This is a genomic window from Streptococcus sp. 3109, assembly GCF_013276905.1.
Lineage (GTDB): Bacteria > Bacillota > Bacilli > Lactobacillales > Streptococcaceae > Streptococcus.
On record NZ_VMLY01000004.1, the window covers coordinates 119,580 to 134,478 of the forward strand.

Here is a 14,899-nt window from a genome sequence, read left to right on the forward strand (position 1 = left end):
TTGGTACAATAACATCACTCTATTATACCATAAATTTGCACAGAAAGGGTTAAAAATGGCTACAGCTTTGGTTTTAGGCTATTCTGCTTTTGATTTGGGTTTATTTTCTGATAAGGATCCTCGTCTTAAACTGATTAAAAAAGCGATACGTAAAGATTTAGAGGCTATGGCAGCAGATGGGGTGACTTGGCTTGTATTTACAGGAAGTTTGGGCTTTGAATGTTGGGTTTTAGAGGTTGCTCAGGAGATGAAAACCGAGTACGGTTTCCAGTTGGCTACCATTTTTGCTTTTGAAACCCATGGGGAAAATTGGAATGAAAGCAATCAGATGAAACTGAGCCGCTTTAAGCAGGTAGACTTTGTCAAATATGCCTATCCTCGCTATGAACACAAGGGGCAGTTAAGAGATTACCAGCAGTTTTTGCTGGAAAATACGAACAGTTCCTATCTTTTTTATGATGAAGAAAATGAAACGAAACTAGCTTATTTTTACCAAAAGATGAAAAATCAAGAGGACTATTTTATAAAGAGATTAACATTTGATCAATTAAATGAACTTGCTGAAAATTTTTCCGAAAATTGAAGCTTTGACCTTGATTTTTGTTTGCCTTTTTTTATATAATAATACTAGCAAGCGAGAATGGAGAGAGACATGGCAAGTATTATTTTTTCAGCGAAAGATATTTTTGAACAAGAGTTTGGACGTGAAGTCCGTGGCTATAGTAAAGTAGAAGTTGACGAGTTTTTAGACGATGTCATCAAGGACTATGAAACCTATGCTGCCTTGGTCAAGTCACTTCGTCAGGAGATTGCGGATTTGAAGGAAGAATTAACTCGTAAACCGCAAGTGAGTTCGGCTCCAAGTCCTAGTCACCCAGAACCAATTGATGTGGCAGCTTCATCTTCTATGACGAATTTTGATATTTTGAAACGCTTGAATCGTCTTGAAAAAGAAGTATTCGGTAAACAAATTTTAGACAATACTGATTTGTAATTCAGGTCTTGTTACATGCAATTTTTGGATAATCGCGTGAGGAGAGTTGCTTCTCATGAGGAAAGTCCATGCTAGCACAGGCTGTGATGCCTGTAGTGTTTGTGCTAGGCGAAACCATAAGCCTAGGGACGAGAAATCGTTACGGCAGTTGAAATGGCTAAGTCCTTGGATAGGCCAGAGTAGGCTTGAAAGTGCCACAGTGACGGAGTCTTTCTGGAAACAGAGAGAGTGGAACGCGGTAAACCCCTCAAGCTAGCAACCCAAATTTTGGTCGGGGCATGGAGTACGCGGAAACGAACGTAGTATTCTGACTGCTATCAGCTAGAGCTGCTAGTGGTAGACAGATGATTATCGAAGGAAGTGGTCCTAGTCACTTCTGGAACAAAACATGGCTTATAGAAAATTGCATATAGGTTGGGGCTGAGAAATTTTCTCAACCTCATTTTTTAAAGTGGACATATAGAAAGGTCTTGCAAGACTGTAACATGAAAAAAGAATTTAATTTAATTGCAACTGTGGCAGCAGGTCTTGAAGCTGTTGTGGGACGAGAAGTGCGAGAGTTGGGCTACGATTGTCAGGTTGAAAATGGTCGTGTTCGTTTTCAAGGAGACGTGAGAGCTATTATCGAAACCAACCTTTGGCTTCGGGCAGCAGATCGTATCAAAATCATCGTAGGAACGTTCCCAGCTAAGACTTTTGAAGAGCTGTTTCAGGGAGTTTTCGCCCTAGATTGGGAAAATTATTTACCACTTGGAGCTCGGTTCCCGATTTCAAAAGCCAAATGTGTTAAATCTAAACTTCACAATGAACCGAGTGTTCAGGCTATTTCTAAGAAAGCTGTTGTCAAGAAATTGCAGAAACACTATGCTCGCCCAGAAGGGGTTCCTTTGATGGAGAATGGCCCAGAGTTTAAGATTGAGGTCTCTATTCTCAAAGATGTGGCAACTGTCATGATTGATACGACAGGGTCTAGCCTCTTTAAACGTGGTTATCGTACGGAAAAGGGTGGCGCTCCTATCAAGGAAAATATGGCGGCAGCTATTTTGCAACTCTCTAACTGGTATCCAGACAAGCCTTTGATTGATCCGACCTGTGGTTCGGGGACTTTCTGTATTGAGGCAGTTATGATTGCTCGAAAGATGGCACCAGGACTTCGTCGCTCTTTTGCCTTTGAGGAGTGGAACTGGGTCAGCGATCGCTTGATTCAGGAAGTGCGTACAGAAGCGGCTAAGAAAGTAGACCGTGAGCTGGAGCTGGATATCATGGGCTGTGACATTGATGCTCGCATGGTGGAAATTGCTAAAGCTAATGCTCAGGCAGCTGGTGTTGCAGGAGACATTACTTTTAAGCAGATGCGCGTGCAGGATTTGCGTTCCGATAAAATCAATGGTGTGATTATTTCCAATCCGCCTTATGGTGAACGCTTGTCAGATGATGCAGGGGTGACCAAGCTCTATGCTGAGATGGGGCAAGTATTTGCACCACTGAAAACTTGGAGCAAATTTATCCTGACTAGTGATGAAGCTTTTGAAAGCAAGTATGGTAGCCAAGCAGATAAGAAGCGTAAGTTATACAACGGAACCTTGAAAGTGGATCTGTATCAATATTTTGGTCAGCGTGTCAAACGGCAAGAGGTAAAATAGAAAGGGATACTCATGAGTAAGAAAAGACGAAATCGTCATAAAAAAGAAGGTCAAGAACCGCAATTTGATTTTGATGAAGCAAAAGAGCTAACAGTTGGTCAAGCGATTCGTAAAAATGAAGAAGTGGAAGCAGGAGTCTTGCCTGAGGATTCCATTTTGGACAAGTATGTTAAACAACACAAAGATGAAATCGAAGCAGATAAGTTTGCGACTCGTCAATACAAAAAAGAGGAGTTAGTTGAAACTCAGAGTCTGGATGATTTAATTCAAGAGATGCGTGAGGCTGTAGAAGAGTCAGAAGCTTCTTCGGAGGAAGTTCCATCTTCTGAAGACATCTTACCACCCTTGCCTCTGAACGATGAGGAGCAAGGCTTGGATCCTCTATTGCTAGAGGATGAAAATCCAACAGAAATGACTGAAGAAGTGGAAGAGGAGCAAAACCTTTCTCGTCTGGAACAAGAGGACTCAGAAAAGAAAAGCAAAAAAGGCTTTGTTTTGACCGCTTTGGCGCTTGTATCAGTGATTATCTGTGTCAGTGCTTATTATGTCTATCGTCAAGTGAATCGCTCGACCAAGGAAATTGAAACTTCTCAATCAACTACAGCCAATCAATCGGATGTGGATGATTTTAATACACTTTATGATGCCTTTTACACAGATAGCAATAAAACGGCTTTGAAAAATAGCCAGTTTGATAAACTGAGTCAACTCAAGACCTTACTTGATAAGCTGGAAGGTAGTCGTGAACATACGCTTGCCAAATCGAAGTATGATAGTCTAGCAACGCAAATTAAGGCCATTCAAGATGTCAATGCACAATTTGAAAAACCAGCTATTGTGGATGGTGTGTTGGATACCAATGCCAAAGCCAAATCGGATGCTAAATTTACAGATATTAAAACTGGAAATACGGAGCTTGATAAAGTGCTAGATAAGGCTATCAGCCTTGGTAAGAGCCAGCAAACAAGTACTTCTAGCTCTAGCTCAAGTTCAAGTCAAACTAGTAGCTCAAGTTCAAGTCAAGCAAGCTCAAATACGACTAGTGAGACAAGCCCAAGTAGTTCAAATGCTGCCTCAAATGAGACTAGAAGTTCTCGTAGCGAAGTCAATATGGGCGTATCAAGTGCAGGGGTTGCTGTTCAAAGAAGTGCTAGTCGTGTTGCCTATAATCAGTCTGCTATTGATGATAGTAACAACTCTGCTTGGGATTTTGCGGATGGTGTCTTGGAACAAATTCTAGCGACTTCACGTTCACGTGGCTATATCACTGGAGACCAATATATCCTTGAACGTGTCAATATTGTTAACGGCAATGGTTATTACAACCTCTACAAGCCAGATGGAACCTATCTCTTTACCCTTAACTGTAAGACTGGATACTTTGTTGGAAATGGTTCTGGACATGCGGATGACTTGGACTACTAAGCAGTCGTTACAAAATTCTTTCTTTTCAAAAGTAAAAATGATAAAATAAAACAAATTAAACAAGAGGAGTGTCAAATGACAAAAGCTAACTTTGGTGTTGTTGGTATGGCCGTAATGGGTCGTAACCTTGCCCTTAATATTGAATCTCGTGGTTACACAGTTGCTATTTACAACCGTAGTAAAGAAAAAACGGAAGATGTGATTGCTTGCCATCCTGAAAAGAACTTTGTGCCAAGCTATGACGTGGAAAGTTTTGTGAACTCAATCGAAAAACCTCGTCGTATCATGCTCATGGTTCAAGCTGGACCTGGTACAGATGCTACAATTCAAGCCCTTCTTCCACACCTTGACAAGGGTGATATCTTGATTGACGGTGGAAACACTTTCTACAAAGATACCATCCGTCGTAATGAAGAATTGGCAAACTCAGGTATCAACTTTATCGGTACTGGGGTTTCTGGTGGTGAAAAAGGTGCCCTTGAAGGTCCTTCTATCATGCCTGGTGGACAAAAAGAAGCCTATGAATTGGTTGCGGATGTTCTTGAAGAAATCTCAGCTAAAGCACCAGAAGATGGCAAACCATGTGTGACTTACATCGGTCCTGACGGAGCTGGTCACTATGTGAAAATGGTTCATAATGGTATCGAGTATGGTGATATGCAATTGATCGCAGAAAGCTATGACTTGATGCAACACTTGCTAGGCTTTTCTGCAGAAGACATGGCTGAAATCTTTACTGAGTGGAACAAGGGTGAATTGGACAGCTACTTGATCGAAATCACAGCTGATATCTTGAGCCGTAAAGACGATGAAGGCCAAGATGGACCAATCGTAGACTACATCCTTGATGCTGCAGGTAACAAGGGAACTGGTAAATGGACTAGCCAATCATCACTTGACCTTGGTGTGCCATTGTCACTCATCACTGAGTCAGTATTTGCACGTTACATCTCTACTTACAAGGAAGAACGTGTGCATGCTAGCAAGGTTCTTCCAAAACCAGCTGCCTTCAAATTTGAAGGGGACAAGGCTGAGTTGATCGAAAAGATTCGTCAAGCCCTTTATTTCTCAAAAATCATTTCATACGCACAAGGTTTTGCGCAATTGCGTGTAGCTTCTAAAGAAAACAACTGGAACTTGCCATTTGCAGACATCGCATCTATCTGGCGTGATGGCTGTATCATCCGTTCTCGTTTCTTGCAAAAGATTACAGATGCTTACAACCGTGATGCAGACCTTGCTAACCTTCTTTTGGATGAGTACTTCTTGGATGTTACTGCTAAGTACCAACAAGCAGTGCGTGATATCGTAGCTCTTGCTGTTCAAGCTGGTGTGCCAGTGCCAACTTTCTCAGCAGCGATTACTTACTTTGATAGCTACCGTTCAGCTGACCTTCCAGCTAACTTGATTCAAGCGCAACGTGACTACTTTGGTGCCCACACTTACCAACGTAAAGACAAAGAAGGAACATTCCACTACTCTTGGTATGACGAAAAATAAGTAGGTCTGCCATGGGGAAACGGATTTTATTACTTGAGAAAGAACGAAATCTAGCTCATTTTTTAAGTTTGGAACTCCAAAAAGAGCAATACCGAGTTGATCAGGTTGAGGAGGGACAAAAAGCCCTCTCCATGGCTCTTCAGACAGACTATGACTTGATTTTATTGAATGCTCGTCTGGGGGATATGACGGCCCAGGATTTTGCAGACAAGCTGAGTCGAACTAAGCCGGCTTCAGTCATCATGGTCTTGGACCATCGCGAAGAATTGCAAGATCAGATTGAGACAATCCAACGTTTTGCCGTTTCTTACATCTATAAGCCAGTTATTATTGAGAATCTGGTAGCTCGTATTTCAGCGATTTTCCGAGGTCGAGACTTCATCGACCAACACTGTAGTCAGATGAAGGTTCCAACGTCTTATCGCAATCTGCGTATGGATGTAGAACATCATACCGTTTATCGTGGCGAGGAGATGATTGCTCTGACGCGTCGTGAGTATGACCTTTTGGCCACTCTTATGGGAAGCAAGAAAGTTTTGACTCGTGAGCAGTTGTTGGAAAGCGTCTGGAAGTATGAAAGTGCGACAGAGACCAATATCGTGGATGTCTATATCCGTTATCTACGTAGCAAGCTTGATGTAAAAGGTCAAAAAAGCTACATTAAAACAGTACGTGGTGTTGGTTACACCATGCAAGAATAGAAAAGCAGTTGCAGTTATGTAACTGCTTTTTATATGAGTTCTTTATATGTTGACATGCGATTTTGTATTTGCTACAATCAGTTATGGAGGATAGGTCTAATGAAAATAATAAAAAAATTGATGCAAATTGCATTAGCAGTTTTTTTCTTTAGCTTACTGGCAACAAGTGCAGTATTGGCGGATGATGCTGATTCAGAAGGCTGGCAATTTGTCCAAGAAAATGGTAGAACCTACTACAAGAAGGGGGAACTCAAAGAAACCTACTGGCGAGTGATTGATGGAAAATACTATTATTTTGATCCTTTATCCGGAGAGATGGTTGTCGGCTGGCAATATATACCTGCTCCACACGAAGGGGTTACGATTGGTTCTTCTATAAGGCAAGATATTGCTTTTAGACCAGATTGGTTTTACTTTGGTCAAGATGGGGTCCTACAAGAATTTGTTGGTAAGCAAGTTTTAGAAGCAAAAACAGCTACAAATGTCAACAAGCATCATGGGGAACAATATAATAGTCCAGCAGAGAAACGAGTCTATTATTTTGAAGATCAACGTAGTTATCACACCTTAAAAACTGGTTGGGTTTATGATGAGGGGCACTGGTATTATTTACTGAAGGATGGTGGCTTTGATTCTCGCATCAACAGATTGACTGTTGGGGAGCTAGCACGTGGTTGGGCTAAGGATTTTCCTCTTACATATGATGAAGAGAAGCTTAAAGCGGCTCCATGGTACTATCTGGATCCAACAAGTGCTGCAATGCAAACTGGTTGGCAATATCTAGGCAATAAGTGGTACTACCTCCGTTCATCAGGTTCCATGGCAACTGGTTGGTATCAAGAAGGCTCAACTTGGTACTATTTAGATGCTGAAAATGGTGATATGAAAACGGGTTGGCAAAACCTTGGTAACAAGTGGTACTATCTCCGTTCATCAGGTTCCATGGCAACTGGCTGGTATCAGGAAGGTTCGACTTGGTATTATTTAGACGAGTCAAATGGTGATATGAAAACGGGTTGGCAAAACCTTGGTAACAAGTGGTACTATCTCCGTTCATCAGGAGCCATGGTCACTGGCTGGTTCCAGGTCAATGGCAAATGGTACTATGCTTACATCTCAGGTGCTTTGGCAGTGAATACGACCGTAGATGGCTATTCTGTCAACTATAATGGCGAATGGGTTCGATAAATAATGGTAGTATTTTGTAATTTGAGATAAATTTTAAGTAAGAGTGCAGCTTCACGAAGTGATACTGGATAAAAAGTTTTTAAAATCAGAAAACCGCATATTATCAGGCGTCAAAAAATTGGCAAAACCTTGATAATATGCGGTTTATTGTGGAAAGATTTACTTATTTACTTATTTTTAACAAAATTGAGTTTTTGCCCAGTTTTACATGACATGTTTTAGAAAAAGGTATATAATGTTAGTGTAATATCAAGTGTTTTTTTGAAAGCATCACAACAATTACAATTTTAGGCTTAAAAATCGAACCTTCTTTAAATACTTAAATATTTAAGGGGGGGGATAAGTACCCATTTGTAAAAAAGAAATGAGGTTGAAAATGAACTTTAAGTCAAGAAAATGTGAAGAAAACGGGAAAAAAGTTTTACGCTATTCTATTAGAAAACATCATTTGGGAGTAGCTAGTGTAGCAGTAGCTTCGGTGTTGTTTTTTGCAACTGGTGTGGCGACTGTTCAAGCGGATGGACCAGGAGTAGGCGAACTAGTATCAGGCACACCAGCCCCACCAAGTACACTAGGTTCAGCAAGTTCAGCAAGTACAACAAGCACACTAGGCACTTCTGGTGCTAATACTGGTGACACAGAAATAGAAAATACAAATACAAATACAGCTGCATCAACAGAAAATGGGCCTATTAAGCCAGAAGATAATGTTGAAGCAAGAAATAATAATGAGAAACCTAGAGGGCTTGAAAGAGCAACAGAACCAGCAAATTATGATGGTAAAGTAAGTCTTATTGGTCAATGGACAAGTGAATCACACGAAAAAAAAGATACTGAAAATACATATAAGAATGCTACAGATAAATTAGGGAGTCCCTTATCTAATCCAGGTCTTTTCCGTGGCGCTGCAAAAACTTTTCTTGGTTGGTCTGATATGCCGCCAGTAAATGGGAAAATTGCAGATGGTGCAAGACTGTTCTCGGCAGAAGACACTATAGCTACAGCCTTTCCGAATGGCTTGTCAGCTGATTCTAAGCTATATGGTGTTTATGCCAGTCTAAATGACCAAGATACACCTTTCCCTGCTGATAAATTTTCTATGGGATTTGCGATTATAGGTGGAATGAATAAATTTGCCATTAATGATAATAAGGTTCATATTGATACGAATGTAGAATCAGAAGAAGTATTACCTAATACTAATTTAAATAAAGAAACAAAAGACAAAGAAAAAAATACCCGCCGTATCATTGATGAGTATAAACCGGACAATAATGATACTACAAAAGTGAATGAAGTGGTTTTAAAAGCTGAGTTTGAAATGGATAAAACTACAGCGATGACTGTGTATAGAAATCCTCATGTAGGATATGTTGGTCCGGTTTTATCCAACACATACAAGGATAATAACTTTAAATTAGATGAAAAGAAAAAAACTTACACCTATGTAGACTTAAATGTGAATTTAGACAAAGATTTAGTTGTTCCGGAAAAATTATATGCAGAGTTTAATGGTTACTCATGGAGACCATTGTATGCTCTTGGAATTAAGGAAGATGGAACGAAGGAAATCCTAAATGTGTATTCAAAAGAAGGGACAGCCTTAGGAAATACAAAAGATAGCTTTAATTCAATCGTTAGTAATACGGACCCTAGAGTCACATTTGGTGTTGAAACTAAAGGTAACCATAATATAACATTTAGAATGATTCTTAGATCTTTAAACGGATATGATAGTAATAGACCGGAAAATGAACGAAATGAGCGTATAGCTGAGAGTGTAGTAAAACCGGATGAAGGTAAGTCTATTGCTGAAACAATTATGCGCAATATGATACTTCGATCTCTTACATCAACAGAACTTAAAGCCTTGTTCCCTAATAAGAGTGATGAAGAAATCAATCAGATGGTTGTTCGTATTAATCAAGATAAAGCCAAAGAGTTAGCAGATACAAATGGAAATACAGTACTAAAAGTAACAGGTTCTGTTGAGGGTAATGTTCATCCAAGTGCAGGTAGAATCGGTAGTGGCTGGTTAAGCCTGGATTCAGCTACAAATTTACCTATTAACAAAGTAGAAGCTAACGTTTTAGAACTAGGTTATGTTACATTTTATAATGTATCCTACCGATTCCAAAGTGGAACAGAGGGAAAAGTATTACCAGCAGTAATCGAAAACTATAAGCCAAAAGATACAGCTACTTACGAAAATGAAGCGAATGTAACACCAACACAACCGACAACTACAGAGTATATAGATGCAGAAAACGATGGAAAATGGGTCTTCAAAGGTTATGATGAAGCTAAAAAACAAGTAAACAAAGCAGATGTGGAGTTCATTGGAACATGGGTATTCGAATCTAATAAATACGGTGTAACATACAAATTCGTTAGTGGAACAGAAGGTAAAGCATTACCAGCAGCAATAGAAGGCTATAAACCAACAGACCAAAACCGTTATGTAGATAAAGCAAATGTAGTTGCGACTCAACCGACAAAAACAGAGTACGTAGATGCAGAAAATGATGGAAAATGGGTATTCAAGAGCTACGATGCTGAAAATAAACAAGTAAATAAAGCAGATGTAGCGTTTGTAGGAACATGGGTATTCGTGGCTAATAAATACGGTGTAACCTATAAATTTGAAAGTGGGACACCAGGTAAGACATTACCAGCAGCAATCGAAAACTATAAACCCACAGACCAAAACCGTTATGTAGATAAATCAAATGTAACAACAATTCAACCAACAAAAACAGAGTATGTTGATACAGCAAATGATGGAAAATGGGTATTCAAGAGTTACGATGCTGAAAATAAAGCAGTAAATAAAGCAGATGTAGAATTTGTAGGAACATGGGTATTCGAAGCTAAAAAATACGGTGTAACCTACAAATTTGAAAGTGGGACTGAAGGGAAAGAATTACCGAAGAATATTACCGAATTAACTCCTACAGATAAAAATGAGTATATTAACGGAAAGGAAGTTAAAGCAGAATCTCCAACAAAAACAGATGTGAAGGATGGAAAAGGAAGCTGGGTATTTAAAGGTTATAAAAAAGATACAGAAACAATAAACAAAGCAGATATCCAATTTGTGGGGATTTGGAAATATGTAGAAGAACCAGAACCTACGCCAAATCCAAATCCAAACCCAGGACCAAATCCAAACCCAAGACCAAATCCAAACCCAGGACCAAATCCAAACCCAGGACCAAATCCAGGACCAAATCCAAGCCCGGCACCAAGTCCAAGTCCAGCACCAAATCCAAGTCCGGCACCAAGTCCAACTCCTTCAGAGAATTGGAATCAAGGAAGTACTGAAGTGTACAAGCAGGATGAACTACCTCAGACAGGTAGTCAACAAGATGAATGGTTGGTAGCTCTAGGTGGCATATCTCTCCTAGCTGCTTTGACGGTATTTCCTAAAAAACGAGAAGAATAGTACCTGCTAGAAATCGTTTAAATAATAAAATGATGGAAATATATCCTTATAATGGGAAAAGCGATTGTGAAGGAAACAATCGCTTTTTTTGTGAAAATATAATAAAATAGATAGGAAAGAATAAATACTGGTATGAAAAAATAAGACGATCTTTTCGTCTAGTAAAAGGAAAACATGACAAAAAAAGTTGGTGTCGGTCAGGCACATAGTAAGATAATTTTAATAGGGGAGCATGCGGTCGTTTACGGTTATCCTGCCATTTCCCTGCCTCTTTTGGAGGTGGAGGTAACTTGTAAGGTAGTTCCTGCAGTGAGTCCTTGGCGTCTCTATGAGGAGGATACCTTGTCCATGGCAGTTTATGCTTCGCTTGAGTATTTGGATATCAAAGAAGCCTGCATTCGCTGTGAGATTGACTCGGCTATCCCTGAAAAACGGGGAATGGGTTCGTCAGCAGCTATCAGCATAGCGGCCATTCGTGCTGTATTTGACTATTATCAGGCAGAACTGCCTCATGATGTACTAGAAATCTTGGTTAATCGGGCTGAGATGATTGCCCATATGAATCCGAGTGGTTTGGATGCCAAGACCTGTCTCAGTGACCAGCCTATTCGATTTATTAAGAATGTAGGATTTACAGAGCTTGAGATGGATTTATCTGCCTATTTGGTGATTGCTGATACAGGTGTTTATGGCCATACTCGTGAAGCCATCCAAGTGGTTCAAAATAAGGGGAAAGATGCCCTACCGTTTTTGCATGACTTGGGAGAATTGACCCAGCAGGCAGAAGTTGCGATTTCACAAAAAGATGCTGAAGGGCTGGGACAAATCCTCAGTCAAGCACATTTACATTTAAAAGAAATTGGTGTCAGTAGTCCTGAGTCAGATTCTTTAGTCGAAACGGCTCTTAGCCATGGTGCTCTGGGTGCCAAGATGAGCGGTGGTGGGCTTGGAGGCTGTATCATAGCCTTGGCAACCAATTTGACTCAAGCTCAAGAACTAGCAGAAAGATTAGAAGAGAAAGGAGCTATTCAGACATGGATCGAGAGCCTGTAACAGTACGTTCCTACGCAAATATTGCTATTATTAAATATTGGGGAAAGAAAAAAGAAAAAGAGATGGTGCCTGCTACTAGCAGTATTTCTCTGACTTTGGAAAATATGTATACGGAGACGACTTTGTCATCTCTACCGACGGATGCGACTTCTGATGAATTTTATATCAATGGTCAGCTACAAAACGAGGCTGAGCATGCCAAGATGAGTAAGATTATTGACCGCTACCGTCCAGCTGGTGAGGGCTTTGTCCGTATTGATACTCAAAACAATATGCCTACCGCAGCGGGATTGTCTTCAAGCTCTAGTGGTTTGTCCGCCCTGGTCAAGGCTTGCAATGCTTATTTCAAGCTTGGCTTGGATAGAAGTCAGTTGGCACAGGAGGCTAAGTTTGCCTCAGGCTCTTCTTCTCGGAGTTTTTATGGACCGCTAGGTGCCTGGGATAAGGATAGTGGAGAAATTTACCCTGTCGAGACAGACTTGAAACTAGCTATGATGATGTTGGTGCTAGAAGACAAGAAAAAACCAATTTCTAGCCGTGACGGGATGAAACTCTGTGTGGAAACCTCGACGACTTTTGACGACTGGGTGCGTCAGTCTGAGAAGGACTATCAGGATATGTTGGTTTACCTTAAGGAAAATGACTTTGCCAAGGTTGGGGAATTAACGGAGAAAAATGCCCTGGCTATGCATGCTACGACCAAAACAGCATCACCAGCCTTTTCTTATCTGACTGATGCAAGCTATGAAGCCATGGACTTTGTCCGCCAGCTTCGTGAGCAAGGAGAGGCCTGCTACTTTACCATGGATGCTGGTCCCAATGTCAAGGTCCTCTGTCAGGAGAAAGACTTGGAGCATTTATCTGAAATCTTCAGTCAGCGTTATCGCTTGATTGTGTCAAAAACAAAGGATTTGAGCCAAGATGATTGCTGTTAAAACTTGCGGAAAACTCTATTGGGCAGGTGAATATGCTATTTTAAATCCAGGACAGTTAGCCTTGATAAAGGCCATTCCCATCTATATGAGGGGAGAGATTGCTTTTTCTGATAGTTACCGTATCTATTCAGATATGTTTGATTTCGCAGTGGATTTGACACCCAATCCTGCCTACAGCTTGATTCAAGAAACGATTGCTTTAGTGGAAGATTTCCTCGTTTATCGTGGGCAAACCTTGCGACCTTTTTCTCTAGAAATTCGAGGAAAAATGGAACGAGAAGGGAAAAAGTTTGGTCTAGGATCTAGTGGTAGCGTCGTTGTCTTGGTTGTCAAGTCCTTACTGGCTTTATATGATATTTCGGTTAATCAGGAGCTCTTGTTCAAGTTGGCTAGCGCTGTCTTGCTCAAGCGCGGAGACAATGGTTCCATGGGAGACCTTGCCTGTATTGTGGTAGAGGATTTGGTCCTTTACCAGTCATTTGATCGCCAGAAGGTGGCTGCCTGGTTGGAAGAAGAAAACTTGGCAACAGTTTTGGAGCGTGATTGGGGCTTTTCTATCTCACAAGTGAAACCAACATTAGAATGTGATTTTCTAGTGGGATGGACCAAGGAAGTGGCTGTATCGAGTCATATGGTTCAACAAATCAAGCAAAATATCAATCAAAATTTTTTAAATTCCTCAAAAGAAACGGTAGTTGCTTTAGTAGAAGCCTTGGAGCAGGGGGAAGCAGAAAAAATTATCGAGCAGGTGGAAACAGCCAGTCAGCTTTTAGAAGGCTTGAGCACAGATATTTACACGCCTTCGCTCAGACAACTGAAAGAAGCCAGTCAAGATTTGCAGGCTGGTGCCAAGAGTAGCGGTGCGGGTGGTGGTGACTGTGGCATTGCCTTGAGTTTTGATGCGCAATCAACTGAAACTTTAAAAAATCGCTGGGCCGATCTGGGGATTGAGCTCTTATATCAAGAAAGGATAGGACATGACGACAAATCGTAAGGACGAGCATATCCGCTATGCCCTTGAGCAGAAAAGTTCCTATAATAGCTTTGATGAGGTGGAGTTGATTCATTCTTCCTTGCCTCTTTACGACCTGGATGAAATCGATCTTTCGACAGAATTTGCTGGTCGAAAGTGGAACTTTCCTTTTTATATCAATGCCATGACAGGTGGGAGTGAAAAAGGTAAAGAAATCAATCAAAAACTAGCTCAGGTGGCAGAAACCTGTGGTATTTTATTTGTAACGGGCTCTTATAGCGCAGCCCTAAAGGATCCTACAGATGCCTCATTTTCTGTTAAGTCTAGCTATCCAAATCTCCTTCTTGGAACCAATATTGGATTGGACAAGCCTGTTGAGTTGGGACTTCAGACTGTAGAAGAGATGAATCCTGTTCTCTTGCAAGTGCATGTCAATGTTATGCAGGAATTGCTTATGCCTGAGGGAGAAAGAAAGTTTCGAAGCTGGCAATCGCATTTAGCAGACTACAGCAAGCAAATCCCTGTTCCTATTGTCCTCAAGGAAGTGGGCTTTGGAATGGATGTGAAGACAATTGAGAGAGCTTATGAACTAGGGGTTCAAACCGTTGACCTATCGGGTCGTGGTGGTACCAGCTTTGCCTATATCGAAAACCGTCGCAGTGGTCAACGTGATTACCTCAATCAATGGGGCCAGTCCACCATGCAGGCCCTACTCAATGCCCAAGAATGGAAAGATAAGGTTGCACTCTTGGTCAGTGGAGGTGTTCGCAATCCGCTGGATATGATTAAGTGTTTGGTCTTTGGTGCCAAGGCTGTAGGACTGTCTCGAACAGTTCTGGAATTGGTTGAAACCTATTCAGTTGAAGAAGTGATTGGCATTGTCCAAGGCTGGAAAGACGATCTGCGTTTGATTATGTGTGCCCTTAATTGTGTCACCATAGCAGATCTGCAAAAAGTAGACTATCTTCTTTATGGAAAATTAAAAGAAGCAAAGGATCAGATGAAAAAGGCGTAACCACCGCCTTTTTTTCCATCCTCAGAC

General features: G+C 40.9%; 12 protein-coding genes and 1 other RNA gene. All 13 read left to right on the forward strand.

Annotated elements, in window-relative coordinates:
• Positions 1–55: 55 nt before the first annotated feature.
• The 13 genes from HT698_RS02870 (at position 56) to fni (ending at position 14,872) form a co-directional block, all read left to right on the forward strand.
• On the forward strand, positions 56–583 hold the full coding sequence (locus HT698_RS02870; protein WP_173217984.1) for a DUF1273 domain-containing protein: 528 nt from the start codon (positions 56–58) through the stop codon (positions 581–583).
• A 69-nt stretch (positions 584–652) separates the two neighbouring features.
• Positions 653–994: a cell division regulator GpsB gene (gpsB, locus tag HT698_RS02875; protein ID WP_173217982.1), complete on the forward strand. Its 342-nt coding sequence runs from the start codon at positions 653–655 to the stop codon at positions 992–994.
• 20 nt (positions 995–1,014) lie between these two features.
• An RNA gene (rnpB, locus tag HT698_RS02880) (RNase P RNA component class B) lies at positions 1,015–1,395 on the forward strand.
• Between the two features lie 84 nt (positions 1,396–1,479).
• Positions 1,480–2,637 carry a class I SAM-dependent RNA methyltransferase gene (locus HT698_RS02885; protein ID WP_000711397.1) on the forward strand — a complete coding sequence of 386 codons (1,158 nt, stop codon included), beginning with the start codon at positions 1,480–1,482 and terminating at the stop codon, positions 2,635–2,637.
• Between the two features lie 12 nt (positions 2,638–2,649).
• Complete coding sequence (gene mapZ, locus HT698_RS02890; protein WP_173217980.1) at positions 2,650–4,062, forward strand: mid-cell-anchored protein MapZ; 1,413 nt, start codon at positions 2,650–2,652, stop codon at positions 4,060–4,062.
• 75 nt (positions 4,063–4,137) lie between these two features.
• A complete protein-coding gene (gndA, locus tag HT698_RS02895) occupies positions 4,138–5,562 on the forward strand; it encodes an NADP-dependent phosphogluconate dehydrogenase (RefSeq protein ID WP_173217978.1) in 1,425 nt (474 codons plus the stop codon).
• Positions 5,563–5,573: 11 nt separating this feature from the next.
• Positions 5,574–6,263 (forward strand): response regulator transcription factor, encoded by a 690-nt coding sequence (locus HT698_RS02900; protein WP_033689345.1) that lies wholly within the window; start codon positions 5,574–5,576, stop codon positions 6,261–6,263.
• 99 nt (positions 6,264–6,362) lie between these two features.
• The gene (gene cbpF / locus HT698_RS02905; protein ID WP_173217976.1) at positions 6,363–7,451 is read left to right on the forward strand and encodes a choline-binding protein CbpF; all 1,089 of its coding nucleotides are present in this window, start codon (positions 6,363–6,365) and stop codon (positions 7,449–7,451) included.
• 376 nt (positions 7,452–7,827) lie between these two features.
• On the forward strand, positions 7,828–10,896 hold the full coding sequence (locus tag HT698_RS02910) for an SHIRT domain-containing protein (protein WP_173217974.1): 3,069 nt from the start codon (positions 7,828–7,830) through the stop codon (positions 10,894–10,896).
• 174 nt (positions 10,897–11,070) lie between these two features.
• On the forward strand, positions 11,071–11,949 hold the full coding sequence (mvk, locus tag HT698_RS02915) for a mevalonate kinase (protein WP_173217972.1): 879 nt from the start codon (positions 11,071–11,073) through the stop codon (positions 11,947–11,949).
• Positions 11,931–12,884 (forward strand): diphosphomevalonate decarboxylase, encoded by a 954-nt coding sequence (gene mvaD, locus HT698_RS02920; RefSeq protein WP_054373741.1) that lies wholly within the window; start codon positions 11,931–11,933, stop codon positions 12,882–12,884. Before mvk ends, mvaD begins: the two co-directional genes overlap by 19 nt.
• Positions 12,871–13,878, forward strand: coding sequence for a phosphomevalonate kinase (locus HT698_RS02925; RefSeq protein ID WP_054373744.1), 1,008 nt, complete (start codon positions 12,871–12,873; stop codon positions 13,876–13,878). Before mvaD ends, HT698_RS02925 begins: the two co-directional genes overlap by 14 nt.
• Entirely contained in the window at positions 13,862–14,872 is a 1,011-nt protein-coding gene (gene fni / locus HT698_RS02930) for a type 2 isopentenyl-diphosphate Delta-isomerase (RefSeq protein ID WP_054373746.1), read from the forward strand. The genes HT698_RS02925 and fni overlap by 17 nt, the downstream gene beginning before the upstream one ends.
• Positions 14,873–14,899 lie beyond the last annotated feature (27 nt).

Coding starts and splice junctions, on each gene's coding strand:
- HT698_RS02870 (WP_173217984.1), top strand. CDS start 56: ATGGCTACAGCTTTGGTTTTAGGCTATTCTGCTTTTGATTTGGGTTTA.
- gpsB (WP_173217982.1), top strand. CDS start 653: ATGGCAAGTATTATTTTTTCAGCGAAAGATATTTTTGAACAAGAGTTT.
- HT698_RS02885 (WP_000711397.1), top strand. CDS start 1,480: ATGAAAAAAGAATTTAATTTAATTGCAACTGTGGCAGCAGGTCTTGAA.
- mapZ (WP_173217980.1), top strand. CDS start 2,650: ATGAGTAAGAAAAGACGAAATCGTCATAAAAAAGAAGGTCAAGAACCG.
- gndA (WP_173217978.1), top strand. CDS start 4,138: ATGACAAAAGCTAACTTTGGTGTTGTTGGTATGGCCGTAATGGGTCGT.
- HT698_RS02900 (WP_033689345.1), top strand. CDS start 5,574: ATGGGGAAACGGATTTTATTACTTGAGAAAGAACGAAATCTAGCTCAT.
- cbpF (WP_173217976.1), top strand. CDS start 6,363: ATGAAAATAATAAAAAAATTGATGCAAATTGCATTAGCAGTTTTTTTC.
- HT698_RS02910 (WP_173217974.1), top strand. CDS start 7,828: ATGAACTTTAAGTCAAGAAAATGTGAAGAAAACGGGAAAAAAGTTTTA.
- mvk (WP_173217972.1), top strand. CDS start 11,071: ATGACAAAAAAAGTTGGTGTCGGTCAGGCACATAGTAAGATAATTTTA.
- mvaD (WP_054373741.1), top strand. CDS start 11,931: ATGGATCGAGAGCCTGTAACAGTACGTTCCTACGCAAATATTGCTATT.
- HT698_RS02925 (WP_054373744.1), top strand. CDS start 12,871: ATGATTGCTGTTAAAACTTGCGGAAAACTCTATTGGGCAGGTGAATAT.
- fni (WP_054373746.1), top strand. CDS start 13,862: ATGACGACAAATCGTAAGGACGAGCATATCCGCTATGCCCTTGAGCAG.